The sequence below is a fragment of the Lacibacter sp. H407 genome, from assembly GCF_037892605.1.
Classification (GTDB): Bacteria; Bacteroidota; Bacteroidia; order Chitinophagales; family Chitinophagaceae; genus Lacibacter.
In genome coordinates this window covers 1,338,003-1,353,162 of sequence record NZ_JBBKTU010000001.1, presented here as the reverse complement: position 1 = coordinate 1,353,162, position 15,160 = coordinate 1,338,003, and the positions used below count along the sequence as shown (strand labels likewise).

At 41.2% G+C, this 15,160-nt stretch carries 17 protein-coding genes; 6 read left to right on the top strand and 11 right to left on the bottom strand.

Annotated features, from left to right (window positions below):
• Positions 1 to 2 precede the first annotated feature (2 nt).
• The 3 genes from WG989_RS05850 to WG989_RS05840 form a co-directional block, all read right to left on the bottom strand.
• Positions 3 to 971 carry a lipid A-modifier LpxR family protein gene (locus WG989_RS05850; RefSeq protein ID WP_340427993.1) on the bottom strand — a complete coding sequence of 323 codons (969 nt, stop codon included), beginning with the start codon at positions 969 to 971 and terminating at the stop codon, positions 3 to 5.
• 36 nt (positions 972 to 1,007) lie between these two features.
• Positions 1,008 to 1,469: a regulatory protein RecX gene (locus tag WG989_RS05845; RefSeq protein WP_340427992.1), complete on the bottom strand. Its 462-nt coding sequence runs from the start codon at positions 1,467 to 1,469 to the stop codon at positions 1,008 to 1,010.
• Positions 1,470 to 1,615: 146 nt separating this feature from the next.
• Complete coding sequence (locus WG989_RS05840) at positions 1,616 to 2,212, bottom strand: NifU family protein (protein WP_340427991.1); 597 nt, start codon at positions 2,210 to 2,212, stop codon at positions 1,616 to 1,618.
• Between the two features lie 140 nt (positions 2,213 to 2,352).
• Here WG989_RS05840 and WG989_RS05835 point away from each other — a divergent pair, with 140 nt between their 5' ends.
• Positions 2,353 to 2,874 carry a ferritin gene (locus tag WG989_RS05835; RefSeq protein WP_340427990.1) on the top strand — a complete coding sequence of 174 codons (522 nt, stop codon included), beginning with the start codon at positions 2,353 to 2,355 and terminating at the stop codon, positions 2,872 to 2,874.
• Between the two features lie 99 nt (positions 2,875 to 2,973).
• Complete coding sequence (locus WG989_RS05830) at positions 2,974 to 3,705, top strand: esterase family protein (RefSeq protein ID WP_340427989.1); 732 nt, start codon at positions 2,974 to 2,976, stop codon at positions 3,703 to 3,705.
• Positions 3,706 to 3,813: 108 nt separating this feature from the next.
• On the opposite strand, the gene WG989_RS05825 is transcribed toward WG989_RS05830, so the two are convergent.
• The 5 genes from WG989_RS05825 to WG989_RS05805 all read right to left on the bottom strand — a co-directional run bounded on the left by WG989_RS05825 (position 3,814) and on the right by WG989_RS05805 (position 8,024).
• On the bottom strand, positions 3,814 to 5,085 hold the full coding sequence (locus WG989_RS05825; protein ID WP_340427987.1) for an ATP-binding cassette domain-containing protein: 1,272 nt from the start codon (positions 5,083 to 5,085) through the stop codon (positions 3,814 to 3,816).
• A 17-nt stretch (positions 5,086 to 5,102) separates the two neighbouring features.
• Positions 5,103 to 5,876, bottom strand: coding sequence for a class I SAM-dependent methyltransferase (locus WG989_RS05820; protein WP_340427985.1), 774 nt, complete (start codon positions 5,874 to 5,876; stop codon positions 5,103 to 5,105).
• 145 nt (positions 5,877 to 6,021) lie between these two features.
• Entirely contained in the window at positions 6,022 to 6,891 is an 870-nt protein-coding gene (locus WG989_RS05815; RefSeq protein ID WP_340427982.1) for a TraB/GumN family protein, read from the bottom strand.
• A 10-nt stretch (positions 6,892 to 6,901) separates the two neighbouring features.
• Complete coding sequence (locus WG989_RS05810) at positions 6,902 to 7,525, bottom strand: DUF8845 family protein (protein WP_340427980.1); 624 nt, start codon at positions 7,523 to 7,525, stop codon at positions 6,902 to 6,904.
• A complete protein-coding gene (locus WG989_RS05805; protein WP_340427978.1) occupies positions 7,515 to 8,024 on the bottom strand; it encodes an RNA polymerase sigma factor in 510 nt (169 codons plus the stop codon). Before WG989_RS05805 ends, WG989_RS05810 begins: the two co-directional genes overlap by 11 nt.
• A gap of 75 nt (positions 8,025 to 8,099) precedes the next feature.
• Here WG989_RS05805 and WG989_RS05800 point away from each other — a divergent pair, with 75 nt between their 5' ends.
• The 4 genes from WG989_RS05800 (at position 8,100) to WG989_RS05785 (ending at position 11,207) form a co-directional block, all read left to right on the top strand.
• Positions 8,100 to 8,456 (top strand): arsenate reductase family protein, encoded by a 357-nt coding sequence (locus WG989_RS05800; RefSeq protein WP_340427977.1) that lies wholly within the window; start codon positions 8,100 to 8,102, stop codon positions 8,454 to 8,456.
• A 170-nt stretch (positions 8,457 to 8,626) separates the two neighbouring features.
• Positions 8,627 to 9,439: a serine O-acetyltransferase EpsC gene (gene epsC / locus WG989_RS05795; RefSeq protein WP_340427976.1), complete on the top strand. Its 813-nt coding sequence runs from the start codon at positions 8,627 to 8,629 to the stop codon at positions 9,437 to 9,439.
• 32 nt (positions 9,440 to 9,471) lie between these two features.
• Positions 9,472 to 10,383: a cysteine synthase A gene (gene cysK / locus WG989_RS05790; RefSeq protein WP_340427975.1), complete on the top strand. Its 912-nt coding sequence runs from the start codon at positions 9,472 to 9,474 to the stop codon at positions 10,381 to 10,383.
• A gap of 302 nt (positions 10,384 to 10,685) precedes the next feature.
• Positions 10,686 to 11,207 (top strand): transposase, encoded by a 522-nt coding sequence (locus tag WG989_RS05785; protein ID WP_340427974.1) that lies wholly within the window; start codon positions 10,686 to 10,688, stop codon positions 11,205 to 11,207.
• Between the two features lie 37 nt (positions 11,208 to 11,244).
• Here the strand turns inward: WG989_RS05785 and WG989_RS05780 are convergent, their stop codons facing one another.
• The 3 genes from WG989_RS05780 to WG989_RS05770 are packed head-to-tail and all read right to left on the bottom strand — an operon-like array spanning position 11,245 to position 15,010.
• The gene (locus tag WG989_RS05780; RefSeq protein WP_340427973.1) at positions 11,245 to 11,943 is read right to left on the bottom strand and encodes a DUF2490 domain-containing protein; all 699 of its coding nucleotides are present in this window, start codon (positions 11,941 to 11,943) and stop codon (positions 11,245 to 11,247) included.
• Positions 11,933 to 12,517 (bottom strand): hypothetical protein, encoded by a 585-nt coding sequence (locus WG989_RS05775; RefSeq protein WP_340427972.1) that lies wholly within the window; start codon positions 12,515 to 12,517, stop codon positions 11,933 to 11,935. Before WG989_RS05775 ends, WG989_RS05780 begins: the two co-directional genes overlap by 11 nt.
• A gap of 36 nt (positions 12,518 to 12,553) precedes the next feature.
• Complete coding sequence (locus WG989_RS05770) at positions 12,554 to 15,010, bottom strand: ATP-dependent helicase (protein WP_340427971.1); 2,457 nt, start codon at positions 15,008 to 15,010, stop codon at positions 12,554 to 12,556.
• Between the last annotated feature and the right edge of the window lie 150 nt (positions 15,011 to 15,160).

Here is a 15,160-nt window from a genome sequence, read left to right as displayed (position 1 = left end):
AGTTAGCGAAAGCGGATGCTGAATGCAAAAGCACCATACACTTCAAACGGATCGATCATGGTTTTTGCTTCCCGTTGTTTGATATGGTAATACGCTGAGAAAGATGTTTGTCGGTTAGATAGAATGATCCCTGATTTAATGAGATAGATGAATGGATTCAGCTCTGATGTATAGTTGCCTTTGTCCTTTCGAAACATTCCACCTTGCACTGTTGCGTTGTAGGCCTGCGCCATCAATGTTGGTTCAAGAAAAAAGATAAACTCAGTTTGATGGCGTTGCTGTTGTTTGTTTTGTCCGAGTCGGCTCGTCCAGTAAGCGCTGTATTGTTCCGCTTCCAGCTTACCGACTTTTAATAAAACTCCGGCGGATGCATTCGTAAACGTATTGCCCAAAGTTGCCTTGCCCGTTGCATGAAGAGTCATGTTCTTTCTCGCTTCCATTAATGGCTGATAAAAACGTAACGATGCATTTACACCTGCTTCATTCAGTAACTGGTTCTCCCACCCATACAGTTTATACAGACCAATAAAGTTGTGATAGTTTGTTTGCACTTCTTTTCCTTTTGCAGCAGGACCAAGAATACCAACGGCTCCATCAAATTGCAGCACACGTTCATCGTTCAACACATTTGTTTGCCCATAGCTGGCGTATAACCAACCTGCATACGGACGATCCTGTTGCTCCAGCACCTGTTCCAATGAACGACGGTTGAGATGTGGGTTATAGATCATGTGCCCGGCTTCAATGCGGTGCAGTTTGGCAGCCAGCTTTGATGACGCCGTTTGTTTTCCGAGCCATTGATAGCGAAGAAAAATTCCATTGGAATAATAGCGATCCTGTTTAGTGAAATTATAATTATCATTCTCTGTAATGAACGTCAACTCCTTTGTAAAAACAGCAGTTGAGTCCTGTGCCTTTGCAAAAGCAAAACAGGAAATAAGAAGAAGAGTTACAATGGCTGGTTTCAACATGCGGTTACAAGATTACTAAAAATCGGCACAAAGCGTTCAACGTAACAATTCGCTAATAATGTTTTGTTCATAGCCTTTTTGCATTAAGTAATCGGTGAGCTTCCGTTTACGGATGAACATATTTGTTTCGCCTTTCAGTTGTTTGAGTTTTTGATCATACAGTTTTTGAGCCGTGGCCCAATAGTCTTCTTCATCAATTGCTTTCATCGCTTTTTTGATCAGGTACTCACTTACGAATTTCTGTTTCAGTTCGTATTTGATCTTGATCCGTCCCCATTGTTTCATCCGGAAGCGCCCACCGGCAAACTGCACCGCAAACCGTTCTTCATTGAGATAATCTTCTTCAATCAGTTTCGACAACAACTCTTCCACATCTGATTTACGCAACCCAAAGCCATACAGTTTTTCTTTTACCTCACTATGACAACGCTCCTGGTAAGCACAATAATGCTTTGCCTTTTGGTGAGCCTGTTCTTTGGTGAGTTGTTGCTTGTACATGAGTGGAACAAATGTAAGAAGTTGGTGAGGTAAAGATGAAATGTGTGTTTCGGTTAAGGTTGCCAACCTTTTGCCATAAAAAAAGAGACACAGTAACGTGCCTCTTTTCGTATCATAATGCTCTTTTAATCAAATCATCAGCAATCTTATTCTGCTTCCGCTACCACTTCCTGTACTTCCGGGATCATGCGCTTCATCATTCCTTCAATACCTGCTTTCAGTGTGATCATCGAAGAAGGACAGCCACTGCAACTTCCCTGCAATGCGAGGTTTACTTTTCCATCTTTAAAACTTTTGAACTGGATAGCTCCACCGTCCATTTCAACGGCTGGCTTTACATAGTTCTCGAGAATTTCCTGAATGCGTTTTACCACATCGCTTTCATCGCCACTCAATACCACCTCATCCTTTACAGGCTCAACTATTTTCGATTCGTCGATCACCGGCTTACCTTCTTCCAGGTAATCTTTCAAAAACTGGCGAATGGTAGGGATCAGCTCTTGCCAATCGGTATCTGGTGAAGAACGGGTGAGAGTTACAAAGTTGCTGGCAATAAACACGGCTTTCACAAATGGAAAACCAAAGAGTTCCTGCGCCAGCGGAGATGCATCGGCACTTGCTACTTCAGGGAAATCAATGCTTTTGCCGGGATAGAGAAGTTTATTGGCCACAAACTTCATTGTTTCCGGGTTTGGCGTCATTTCTGTATAGATGCTGATAACGGGGTTACCTGTTTGTATCATGTTGGTGAAACTTTAAGCTGCAAAAATAACAACAAACGGCCGGTTTTGGTTGAGGTTTTACGTAATTCGTAGATTTCAGACCATATCAGGCATTAAAAGTTCCAGTAATCGTAAATTAGAAGAATTAAAAAATCAAAATTATGCTATCCCCAAAAATTGAAAAGGCGCTTAACGAGCAGGTATTGCTCGAAGCAGAATCATCGCAGATCTATTTAGCCATGGCCAGTTGGGCCGAAGTGGAAGGACTTAGCGGCGTAGCTGCTTTTTTATATAAACACAGCGATGAAGAGCGCATGCACATGCTGAAACTGGTGAAATTCATCAATGAGCGTGGCGGACATGGCGTTATTCCACAGTTAAAAGCACCTGCCGCTAAATACAAGGGAGTTAAGGAATTATTTCAGCAGGTGCTGGACCATGAAATATTGGTGAGTACTGAGATCAACCGTTTGGTTGACAGTTGCCTGAAAGAAAAAGATTACACCACACATAATTTCTTGCAATGGTATGTGAGTGAACAGATCGAAGAAGAATCATTGGCACGCCATATCCTCGACAAATTAAAACTGATCGGTGGCGATAAGAGTGGCTTATATATGTTTGACCGTGATGTGTCCAGCATGGGCGGCGCTGCTACTACCGGTAAGCCGGGAGCAGCATAATTGAAAAATTCGTTAACTCCCTTTCTGTTTAAGTAATGTTCCAAAACAGAAAGGGAGTATATTGCTACAGAAGCATTCGCTTCCATTAAATCAAAATATATGCATAGAGAATTATTTGGCTGGCATAGCCCCGCACTCAATAAAGAAATGCCCATCGCTACGTATGGTCATTATGGTTTTGCATTGTTACTTGTGCCAACAGCAGCGGCTGATTATTTGGAATACGAACGTTTTCAATTAATGGATACATTGAAACCGTGGATCGAAGCCGGTAAAGTAAAAGTGTATTCTGTCAACAGCATCAATACCGAAAGCTGGATGAACAATGAGATGGAAGGTGCACACAAAGCCATCCGTCAAAACCAGTTCAACGAATATATTTTTAATGAAGTGGTGCCGTTCATTAAAACCAATACATCGTTCGATACGCCCATTATTACCTGTGGTGCATCGTTTGGTGCGTTGCATAGTATGAATTTGTTTTTAAAACGTCCTGATTTGATCAATGGTGTAATTGCGATGAGCGGCGTGTATGATTTGACCGAATACACGAAAGGTCACTATGACGATCAGGTGTATTACAACAGTCCCATGCATTATATGCCCAACTTAACCGATCATGCTATATTGGAACAGGTGCGCCAAAGCAATCATATTCATATTTTCAGTGGCAGTGGTGCGTATGAAGATCCTTCGAGCAGCGGACGCTTTGCAAAAATTTTATACGATAAAGGCATTAACTACGAACTGGATATCTGGGGGCAAGAGTGGCCACATGATTGGAATACATGGCGTGCATTACTGCCGCATTATTTAGAAACAAGATTTTGATTTTGCCACAAAGGCACTAAGACGCAAAGTTTACAGATACGAATACATCTAAGAAAGGGCGGGCACATTTGCCCGTCTTTTCTGCCTTTGAGCCTTAGTGGCAAACAATCACACAACTCTTCCAATCGATCCGTTTTCAGTCTTGATTAATTCAAATACTTTCTGCGGCTCCAATCCTTTTTCTGTTTGATGAGAAACGTATAAAATAGCAGTGGTACTTTCTGCTGCGAGTTTATTGATGAGCTGAATCACTTTTGCAGCATTGGCATCATCTAATCCCATCAACGGTTCATCTAAGATCAATAAGGGAGGATGTTTTACCATGGCCCGTGCAATCAATGCAAGCCGTTGTTCACCTGTACTCAATTTGTTGAACGGCAGCCGTGCTTTTTGTTCCAGTTGCAGCAACTGCATCCATTCAAATGCTGCACGCTGCTGCATATCGCTTGGAACAGAATACAAACCGATCTGATCCACAAAACCGGAGACGATCATTTGCTCCAATGTATGGCGTGTGCTGAACAGGTCAGTCATAGCCGGTGTGAGATAACCGATCTTTTGTTTAATATCCCACACACTTTCACCAGTTCCTTTTTTTCGCTTGAAAATGAACAGTTCCTGTCCATAGCCTTTTACATTATCACCGGTGATCATGGTTAGCAATGTTGTTTTACCCGATCCGTTGGGACCTTTCAATTGCCAGAAGTCTCCTTTATTGATGGTCCAGTTGATGTGTTGCAAAACCTGCCGGCCATCATAACTTACACTTACATCTGCAAAGCGAACGAGTTCATTGTTGTTGATCGCATAGTGATGCAATGGAGCAGGTATTGGCTGATCGCTTGGTTGGTTAGTTGCTGTTGCGTCTGCCTCAAACGGAACAAATTCATTTTGCTGATTAACGGTTACTGTTTGTTGAATAAACGGAAGCAGTTCCCATTGCCGGTGTAATAACTGAATAAAGATTGTTTGACCGGCTGCTTGTTCTAATGCTGCTTTGAGCGATTGCTGTGCGGTTGTATCGATATTATCAAACACATTATCCAATATGAAAACATCCGGTTTTAAGGAAAGTAAATGTTGCAGCAATACTTTCTTCTGTTCGCCACTCGACATGGAACGGAGTGTTTGTGTTCGTGCAGCTTCAATACCACAGTATCCGTGAATCTCTTCTTCGTGTAAATATTGCTGAAGTGTGTAGGAGGAAAACAATTGCACATCGCTGCTGTTGAACATCGATAACAAACCGGTTGCTTTTTTCTCAAGCAATTGCTGAATGAGTAACTGTTTGTTGAATGTATTGGAAAGAAAAATAGCCAGATGCTGCATGTTGCGAAGATAAGCAGCGGGGATGCTGTATGAAATGAGAAATTCAAACAAACATTGGTTGTACCGAATTATACTTTCCCTTTATCGTTTAACCGGAATGTATCGATCTTTCCAAACAGTTTTAGTTTTAGCTTCCTGAGCAATGAAGACTTTTGAAGCTCTTTTTGGACATACGGTTCAATTGTCTCCTCCCCTTTTTTAATGTGAAAAGGATCGTTTCGCTTTTTCTTTTCAAACACCACAATGCTGTCGTAAAAAGAAATACCTGAAATATGTTTTGTGATCGTGTTTACTACCACTTTTTGCTTCTCGTTCAAATGACCTTCATATAGAGAGTCAACCAGGTTCTTTGAATACTCGATAAAACTATTAGGGTTTTTCAGACCACCATGAAACTCATACCAATATGAAGTATGTGTGTCTTCCACCACATAAAGCCCCCCTTCTTTTACTTTCAGATATAAAGCTTCGAAAGAAACAATTTGTTGCTGCATGGTATGCCCACCATCATCAAGAATAATATCAAGTTCCGGCAAATCGTTAATAATATGCTGAAGGAATTGTTTGTCACTTTGGGATCCAATAAAAATTTTTATGCGCTCCTCCTCCAGCTTTTTACATTCAGGATTAATATCGATTGCGTAGATGTTAACATTCGGTCCGAAATATTTTTTCCAAAGTTGAAGGGAGCCTCCGTGTGATACACCTATCTCAAGAATATTTAGTTCTTTCCCTATGTATTTTGAAAAATATTTTTCATACACATCAAAGTAATGGTCCCATTTATGGATCAGTTTACCTTCGTGATGATAAAAAAGTTCTCTAAGTTTAGACTGCTCCATGGTTTTTGGTTTCGCAAATCTAAATTAGAAAAATCCAACTATTAAATCTCATCTGTCTGCAAAAAAGAGCCCTAAACTTGTTAGCTGTTGCCTCGCTGGTCTCTTCCCCAATATGTCCTTGAATTATTTTCTTATAAAAAGCTGCTTACAACTTCACCGGCTTCACAGTATATCCTTGCTTCCGCAGTAATGCAATCACGCCAATATCACCACCTAAATGAGCAGCACCTACAGCAAAGAACGTATTGCCTTTTTCCATACTTGCTTTCATTACCGGAATCCATTTGTTATTGCGTTTGGTGAGCAACTCGTCTTCAGCGCCCATCAATTCGGGTGATTGATTGGTGAAGCGATACATGGCGTCCACATCCTGTGTTTTATAAACCGCTACCAGTTTTTTAAATTCTTCTACCTGCTTGTCAAAATCTTTCAGCATGGTTTGCAGATTGGTAATTTCTGTGCTGTCGGGGATGCCGTCAAATACTGCGATCTGATCTTCCATTGTTTCAAGCCCTTTGAGATCTTTTTTCAGCGTTGCTGCCAACGCCATAAATGTTTGTTCGTATGATTCACTGTTTGCACAGTTCAGCGATTTCTGCGCCAGCATACTCATCAGCATAAATGGTTTGAATGTATTAAACATCATGGCAGATGTACCGGTTATTTCCTGGTACTTTTTATCAAATGCTGCAAAGGCGGCACTATCAGCAAATAACTGTTTAATGGTTTGTCCTTTGGGCAATTGCAACATCGTCATCATTTTCATCATCATCATCGGGTCATCCATGTCCAATTCAAGAAATACTTCCTGTGCATTGGAAAATTTTTCTTTTACGATAGCAGGAAAAAAGAAATCTTCTTCACAAATAATATGGATGGTTCCAAACAGATAAGAAGGTTGTTGCAGATTGTTGCCTGTAATTTCCCAGAGCAAACTACTTTTTGGTTGTATCTGTGCAAATGCGGAGCTGGTACAAATCACTGCAACTAAGAACGTGCTGATAATTTTTTTCATGGTTTCTTTTTTAGTTTTCTTCTTCACTCATTTCACTTACAATCAACTTCAACTTTTCAACATGCTGACCATATAGTTTACGAACATACCATTTATTCAAAAAGTACATAGGGATTGTTAAGACGATTGCACTTCCTGTTACAATAGCCATAAACGGAAGAAACGGCATAGGCTTCGATAATTGTTGCATTTCGGCCGAATAGAAATACAAAACTACACTCATAAAGATCATGGTTAGCGGAAACAACAACGTACCAGCCAGCATGTAAAAGCGAACATATTTTTCGAGTATGTTTAGCTGCTGCTGTAAGTTTGATTTCACTTCGCAGGTAACACATTCCATATCTTTCAACAATTTTCGTTTGCGGATATAGTAAATAACAAACAGAACTCCCAGAACAAACATTAACAAAGGAATACTAAGCATCACACCATTATATGTCATCACATAATCAATAATGATCAAGGTGTAAAGTACAATCACCGCAACCATTTCGATCATCAGATTGCGTTTCATTTTGGCAATGGGGCTCTTCGATTTTTTACGCAGCATGGCCTGTATCTCTTCAAACGAAGAACCTTTTTTACTTATGGCCATATCGCCCCACATTTCTTTTAGCTGATCAAGCTCCATACGATTCTGCTTTAGTAAGTGTACGTAATTTGTCTTTGATACGGTTCATTTTTACCCGCAGGTTACCGTTGTTGATACCGAGGATCTCTTCCATCTCTTCGTAACTTTTATCTTCGAGGTAAAGCATAACAATTGCTTTTTCCACTTCCGATAAACGGCTGATGGCCGCATACATTTCTTTGAGCTTTTCTTCTTTGATCCGTTCTTCATTTGTATCAGCCTCTTCCCGTGGAATAAATTCCGGAAAGCTGAGTGCAACTTTTCTCGACTGTTTCCGCAGGTTGCTGATGGCTGTGTTTAACGCAATGCGGTACATCCAGGTACTGATCTTCGAATCGCCCCGGAAACTACCGAAGGCTTTCCACAACTGGATCACAATTTCCTGGTACAGATCATCCCTGTCCACATCGCTGCGGCCATAGAGATGGCATACCTTGCGTATAATGCCCTGGTGCTGCTGTACCAGTTGCAGAAAATTCTGTTCAGTGTGGTCGGTCATTCAACCAATTGGTTTGCGTAAATGTATATGTAGAGCAAAAATCGCTTAAGTTACAAGCAAATTCAAGATTTGTTTATGAAGAAGAAAATGTACCACCTCGCTCACTGCACCACCTGCCAGGCCATTATCAAAGAAACAGGAGCCGATCTGGCTGGTATTGAATTTCAGAATATCCGTGAAGAAAAGATAACAGCCAAACAGCTGGAAGAAATGAAACAACTGGCGGGTAGCTATGAGGCACTGTTCAGCCGCCGTGCCCTGAAGTATAAAGAACTGGGGTTGAAAGACAAACAACTGACAGAGGAGGATTATAAAAATTATATTCTTTCAGAAGACACCTTTCTCAAACGTCCGGTAACCATTCTCAACAAACAGATCTTTGTCGGGAACGATAAAAAAACAGTAGAAGCCTTGAAAAAAGCGCTGAAGTAAAGTAATTTGTTAGCATTCTGTCATAAATGGACGCCGATGGATTGCGAAGATGCTAAAAATCAACCGGATCAGTAGACTAAACAAAAGATGCCTTATTTTCGCTTGATCACTTGATGTAAAAGTGACCGACCATTCATTGCCTGCCACAGAGGACGTTTAAATTTTTTCACATGTATACATTCCCCGGTTACCTGCTCAGCAGTAATTTTCCGTCCCGGCAAACGGTGATCACCTTTACAGAAGAGTTGATCAACTACCTCTTTCCGCTGATCAGTGATCCGAAGTCGTTTGTACAAACGCAGGCAAGTATGCAGGCATCGCTCCACAAAAAATTCATTGAAATTCTTACTCCGCTTTCGCAGAAATATGAAATGGATGTGCTGGCTGTTACCGAAGAATATTTTGAAGAACTTCAACACATCAAACAAGAGCTGATAGAAGATGCGGAGTTGATCCTTGAATTTGATCCGGCTGCTTACTCTATTGAAGAAGTGGTGCTTTCGTACCCCGGCTTTTATGCCATCATTGTGTATCGCTTAACACATGCATTGTACAAAAAGAAAATTCCCATTCTGCCCCGTATGATGGGCGAGTGGGCACATAGCCGTACCGGCATCGACATCAACCCCGGCGCAACAATTGGTTGTCCGTTTTTTATTGATCACGGAACGGGCATTGTGATAGGCGAAACATCGGTGATCGGGAAGTATGTAAAAATATATCAGGGCGTTACGCTTGGTGCGTTGGCAGTACGGAAAGAAGATGCGCAAACAAAACGACACCCTACCATTCAAGACAACGTAGTGATCTATGCCAACAGTACTATTCTTGGTGGTAATACAGTGATCGGTCACGACAGTATTGTAGGTGGCAACACCTGGATCACACAAAGTGTAATACCGCATAGTGTAGTGTACACGAAAAGTGAAACCATTGTAACCGATAAAAAAGATTTCACAGAGCCGCTGAATTTTATCATTTAAAATATTCGCAACAAACAATAAAACAAATCGAGATGAAAGCAAATAACATTTTAGAAACCATTGGCAACACGCCACATGTACGCATCAACCGTTTATTTTCTGCTGATGTAGAAGTTTGGAGTAAACTGGAACGTGCCAACCCCGGTGGAAGTATCAAAGACCGTATTGCATTAAGTATGATCGAAGATGCCGAAGCAAAAGGAATTTTGAAAGAAGGTAGCGTGATCATTGAACCAACCAGCGGCAACACCGGTATTGGCCTGGCAATGGTGGCTGCCGTAAAAGGTTACAAGCTGATACTTGTAATGCCTGAAAGTATGAGTATTGAACGTCGTAAACTGATGAGCGTGTATGGTGCTACATTTGAATTAACACCTCGTGAAAAGGGAATGAAAGGTGCGATTGCAAAAGCAACGGAGCTGGTGGAAGCAACCCCCAATAGCTGGATGCCGCAGCAATTCGATAACCCTGCCAATATTGATGCGCACGTAAAAACAACGGCACAGGAAATTTTGAATGATTTTCCGGAAGGGCTTGATTATTTAATTACGGGTGTTGGTACCGGCGGACATATCACTGCGGTAGGTCGTGAATTAAAAAAGAAATTTCCCAATGTAAAAGTGTTTGCGGTTGAACCGGAATTGTCGCCCGTGATCAGTGGTGGCGAACCTTCCCCACATCCTATCCAGGGAATTGGTGCCGGATTTATTCCTTCCAACCTGCATACAGATGTATTGGACGGAGTAATTCAGGTAAGTAAAGATGAAGCGTTTTCGTATGCGCAACGTGCCGCCAGCGAAGAAGGAATTTTCCAGGGCATTTCCAGTGGCGCAACCATGGCTGCCACTGCTAAAAAAATTCCGGACATGCCAAAGGGAAGTCGTGTATTGATCTTTAACTATGATACCGGCGAACGTTATTTTAGTATTGAAGGATTGTTTTGATGCAAGGCCCATGTTGGTCGCCTGACCAACATGGGATTTAGGATCGTTTTGATACAAACTTTGTTGATATAAAAAAGACGTCACTCTCCGACGTCTTTTTTATTTTTTCTTGTTGGCAAAGCAACCAACAAGGGCGTGTTATTGAAAGATTATTTTGATACGGCTCGTATTCGCATTCTTTAAAAGCAGTATTACAATCGGTGAGCAAACTGCCTTTGTTGGTCGCCTGACCAACAAAGGATTTGAACATTCTGCTTACCTGTTCTACTTGTATTCTTAGGAACCATTTTCTATTTTGCTGAATGATTCGATTTGAACATCATCCGCAGTTTATAACAATTACCAATTTAAATTGGCTGCCGGTTTTGGAAAATGAATATCATAAACAGATCGTCATTGAAGCCATCCAAAGAAGAGTGAACATTGAACAGGTAACCGTATTTGGTTTTGTTATTATGCCAAACCATTTGCATTGTATCTGGCAATTGCATGACGGAATTAACAGAGCCGATTTTCAACGTGATTTTTTAAAGTTTACAGCACGCAGTATACTCAACTTTATGCGTATGCATGATGATCCGTTGTTGAAAGCATTAAGGGTAAATGATGCAGACAGAAAATTCCAGGTATGGGAACGCAATTCATTAAGTATTGATCTGTTTACAGAAAAAGTATTTCTCCAAAAGTTAGATTATGTTCATAACAATCCGGTGCAACCAAAATGGGCGCTGGCCATATCGCCAGAAGCATATCGATGGAGTAGTGCGAGTTTTTATGAAAACGGGGTAAGTGAGTTTACTTTTTTAACGCACTACCGATCTTGAACTTCTTTGTTGGTCAGGCGACCAACAAAGGCGTAAACTATTTTCCAATCTCAATAAACCAATTCAAGCTCACCCAAAAACTATGCTCGGCTTTCTGATTCAAAAAAGAGTTGACTCTGTAATCCAAACCCATCTCCAGCTTATTATTCGCTGCAATATCATATCCCAGTAAAGGAACAAGACGTAATTCAAGATCGTAATCTGCAGATTGAAAGCTATTAAGATATTCGTTATTCAGCTTTACGTAAAACTCCTTCGGATCAACTGATTCTCCGTTCAACGGAATTTCTGCAGTGATCCGGTAACGTAATCTGAATTGAGGTGATTCAATTGTTGAAAACGTCTGGTCGGTTAACAAACGATGGGCTAGCCGGTAACCGGACTTTCGTTGCACAATAATGAATTGTTGAATAAACCTGTGAATTCGCTCGCCTTCTTCAAATCGTATCAGGTAGCCGGCTCCTGCCCGTGAATTCAAACCAATCTTCTTTCCGGCAATCAACGAAAGATCGGTGAGTACATAGTTGTATTCCTTATCAGCAGCACCACCCCATTCGCCACGTTGCAGCAACTGACGGGATTCGATTTTTGTATTGACGGACCAATCATTTTTCAACTTAGTATTTAAGTTGAACGATGGTAGAATGCCAAGCTGGTATGTCTGTTGAGAAAAAACAACATTCACCAACAGTACAAATAGAATTGAAAAAATAAACTGTAGTTTTTTAATATTCAAGATGACTGCTGTTTTTAAATACAATGGTTGATGTAGAAAGAACGGTGCCTGTATCATTAAACAGGTATTCAAGCAGTTCAACTTTATTTTTTGAAGTGCATTTCACCACCACTTCATACTTGACGATCAGTTTTTCGGAAGATGGTCTGTTCTTCAGTTTTGCTAACAACGCCTGTTCCGTACCGGAATATTGTACTTGAATTTTTTCTATTTTATATTTTAGACAGTCTTTTTTCAGTTGGTTGTTGATAGCATCGTTGATAGCTGTTGTCAATTCAGCTTGCAGTAGTTCAATTTCAACATCTTCAACATGTCCCAGTGTATCAAACTCAATGCTGTATCGTTTTTTGTTTTGCCGAAACTTCGCTTCGATACTTCGCCTGTTCATGCCTTCTTCAACATACCATTTCAGCTTTGTTTTTACATTTACTGAATCGATAAACTCCAGCGCCTTCGGCGGTACATCCCGTTGCTTGATGCGGCTTTCCTTTTCAAATTTTTCCTGCGCAAACAAATCAGCAGAACCAAACAGAACCAACAAAATAGGCGCACAGATGTAGATGTACTTAGCCATTCCGTTTCTTTTAGTTTATATAATCATTGTAACCGATCATTCCACGATCCGCAACTTCGCATAATTCAACATGATCTTTTTTTCACCGTTCAATTCAAACTTCACCGTTGCAATGGGGTTGTGTGCACTGCCTTCCATTTTCACTACTTCACCAAAACCAAATTTCTGGTGTTCCACTTTTTGTCCTTCCTGTAAATTGCTGGTATCGCTGGCAACAAAATCAGGTGCAGGTTTATGCTCAACAGTTTGTGGTCGGGTAGTGGGTGTTAAATACGATGGCTTGGGTTGTGCTTTGGGTGGAGCGCCATATCGCTTTTCAGCATTGGCTGCTTCATTGCTGTCAGCTTTGTTTCCCCATCCTTTCATACGATCGAATGCAGACCCGCCGCCGAATGAAGAACCCTGGTTGCGTGAACCGCCGCCTGCATAACTCTTATCAACAAACTGTTCCGGCAATTCTTCCAGAAAACGACTTGGATCGTTTTGTACAATTTGTCCAAACTTGTAACGGGTGTTGGCATAACTGATCCAGAGTTTTTTCTTGGCTCTGGTGATCACTACATAAAACAAGCGACGTTCTTCTTCCAACTCTTCTCTTGTGTTAATGCTCATTGCATTGGGAAACAACATTTCTTCTAATCCTGCTGCAAACACACATTCAAACTCCAGTCCTTTTGCTGCGTGGATGGTCATCAGTTTTACACTATCAGCATTGGGATCTTTATCATCTGCATCCGTTAACAAGGTGATCTGTTGCAGATACGCACCAAGTGTAACCGGACCTAGTTTCGTTTGATCGATTGTTGCCGGTGCTTCAAACGACAATTCTTTTTGTGCTGTATCGGTTGCGGCAAAAGGATCTGCTTCTTCCACCACCACACCATCATCATCGATCTGACTTCGATTGGCCGTATCATCAACCCACTCTTTAATAGAGTTTAGTAACTCTTGAATATTTTCATAGCGTTGCAAGCCTTCGGTACTCTTATCGTTGAATAATTCTTTTACAATATTGGTTTGCTTACCTACATGCACGGCCACTTCATATGCATTGTGTTTTTGTAACATGCTGGCAAAGCTTCTGATCATGGTTACAAACCCATCGATCGCTTCTAAGGTTCCTGCTTTAAAACCGAACTGTTGTGCACGGGTGAGCACTTCCCACATGCTGATGTTTTGTTCATTGGCGTACAACACGCATTTGTCAATGGTTGTTTTTCCGATGCCTCTTGCCGGAAAGTTGATGATACGTTTCAATGCTTCTTCATCTCTTGGATTCACAATGATGCGCATGTACGCAATAAAATCTTTGATCTCTTTGCGTTGATAGAAACTGATACCGCCATAAATAATATAAGCAATGCCCATGCGCCGTAAGCTTTCTTCAAACGCACGACTCTGTGCATTGGTGCGATAGAGAATTGCAAAATCTTTATTCCGGTAATGATTGCGAAGCTTCTGCTCCTGAATGGTATCGGCTACAAATTTTCCTTCATCATTATCCGTCATGGTACGTACCAAACGAATTTTTTCTCCTTCTCCATTTTCTGTAAACAAAGTTTTCTCGATCTGCCCTTTGTTATTAGCGATCACTTCGTTGGCTACACTGAGAATATTTTTTGTACTGCGGTAGTTCTGTTCCAGTTTCACCACGTGTACATTGTCGTAATCCTTTTGAAACATTAAAATGTTTTCAATGGTAGCGCCACGGAAACTATAAATACTTTGTGCATCATCACCCACCACACACACATTTTCGTGCATAGCACCCAGCAACTTGATGATCTCATACTGTGCCGGATTGGTATCCTGGTACTCGTCGATCATAATGTATTTGAACCGTCGTTGGTATTTGCTTAAACTCTCCGGTACATTTTTCAACAGTTCATAAAACTTGATGAGCAGATCATCAAAATCCATGGCGCCGTTTTTAAAACAACGGTTGGCATAGGCACTGTAGATCTGTGCAATGGCGGGTCGGTTGCTCCGCATGTCTTCCTGCTGGATATGATAATCGGTGGCATATTCGGCCGGACCAACCAATGCATTCTTGGCTGATGAAATTCGATTGTAAACAGTGGATGGTTTGTAATGTTTATCATCCAGATTCATTTCATTGATCACTGTTTTGATCACACTCTTCGCATCGTCGGTATCATAGATCGTAAAGTTGGAAGGATAACCGATCTTGGTGGCTTCACTTCGTAAGATGCGTGCAAACACACTGTGAAACGTTCCGATGTATAAATTCCTTGCTTCCTGGTTGCCGAGGATATGCTCTACACGTTCTTTCATTTCCTTGGCAGCCTTGTTGGTAAAGGTGAGTGCCAGAATATTAAACGCATCCACGCCCTGTGCCATCAAATGGGCAATACGTGTGGTAAGTACTTTTGTTTTTCCGCTGCCTGCCCCAGCCACGATCATCAACGGCCCGTTGAGATACATAACTGCTTCTTTCTGCCGCTCGTTCAGTCCTTGTAAATAATCAATCATAAAACGAAATAAGCCTGCAATTTACGGCTTGCAAACGGGACAAGCATTGCTGTGGAGAAAGAAAAAGAAAGAGTTGTACAGTAATTCATCTACACAACGCACCGGTTTTTTGTGCAGTTCTCAGAAATACCAATTTGTGGGTATCTCTTC